This window comes from Mesorhizobium sp. M7A.F.Ca.CA.001.10.2.1, assembly GCF_003998575.1.
Taxonomy (GTDB): Bacteria; Pseudomonadota; Alphaproteobacteria; order Rhizobiales; family Rhizobiaceae; genus Mesorhizobium.
In genome coordinates this window covers 1-1,232 of record NZ_RZQY01001066.1, presented here as the reverse complement: position 1 = coordinate 1,232, position 1,232 = coordinate 1, and the positions used below count along the sequence as shown (strand labels likewise).

Below are 1,232 nucleotides of genomic sequence, written 5' to 3'. Positions count from 1 at the left end.
GCATAGGCTGTGCGGCGCAGCAGCGCCCGTATCCTGGCCGTCAATTCGCGCGCGCTGAACGGTTTCGTCACATAGTCGTCGGCGCCGATTTCCAGCCCGAAGATGCGGTCGATTTCCTCACCGAGCGCGGTCAGCATCAGGATCGGAATGTTGGTTCCGGCACGAAGACGGCGGCAGATGTTGAGACCGTTTTCGCCCGGCAGCATGACATCGAGCACGATGAGATCGAATTTCTGGTTGCGAAGCGCGGCGTTCATCTGGACGCCGCTCTCGGCAATTTCCACGATCATGCCGTTGTCGGTGAGCGTCTCGCCCAGCATGCGCGCGATCTCAAGATCGTCTTCGACAATGAGGATGCGCGAACCTTGCCTTGCCGACCTGGATTCGGCGCTCAAATCGCTTTGGTGCCGTTGCTGTGCCATTCCGGAGTTTGTCTAGCCTGCATTTGGTGCCTGGGTAGGCGTCAGAACCGATATCCGACGAGAAGCATCCCTGAAGGCTGGATCTTTTCGACGACAACAGGGCTGTCGGCAGCGTCACCCAAGAGAACACCGACCCCCGCTTCGCCGCGCACCATCCAGCTCTCGTCGAGCATATATGTGGCGGAAATCGAAAAATCGGCGCGCTTCAAACCGGCACCGGCATCATAGCGCGCCAGCCCCGAGCGAGCCGATTGTTCGGGCGTGACACCAAAATAGGCCTGCATGTAATTTTCGTCGGCGAAGACGGCGGACGCGCTGGCGCCGATCATCAACGATTGAGACAGAGGCCGGGTCACCTCGATCCCCACCCTGCCCTCAAGGCCATCGCTGCCGCCGATGGTCTTGTCGAGTTGCGCGAATATTTCGGCCGGACCGAACTTCGCCGCTGCCTTCACGCCGACCGTCGCGCCCATGTCGACGTCCCCCAAGCCGCGCAGATGGTCGGAGTCGTCTTCCTTGCGGCCCATCTCGTAGCCAAGCCGAGCGCTGAACGCGAACGGTCCTTGTTCATAGACGGCGATGTTGGCACCTGTCGGGTCGATCGTCACCGTGTCGAGGAATGTCGCCGTGACGAAAGGCACCGGCATGATCTTGAACTCATTGCTGCCTTCGTATTTGGGGACGATGATGGCGCCGCCGCCGACCACGACATGCCAGTCGGACAGCTTCTGTTCGAAACGCCCGAAACGGGAAGGCTCGGGCGGCAGGGTAAAATCATCGGAATTCACCGCAATGGCGTCTGCCGCCAGC

2 protein-coding genes are annotated in these 1,232 nt (G+C 60.7%); both read right to left on the bottom strand.

Translation table 11 applies throughout. The annotated features are described in order from the left end of the window. Nucleotides 1–422 (bottom strand): response regulator (locus tag EN964_RS35105; RefSeq protein WP_164776422.1); only part of this gene is annotated, 422 nt, incomplete at its 3' end. Nucleotides 423–463: 41 nt separating this feature from the next. Beyond that, the coding region (locus EN964_RS35100; protein ID WP_164776420.1) for a MipA/OmpV family protein at nucleotides 464–1,232 on the bottom strand (769 nt) is incomplete at its 5' end.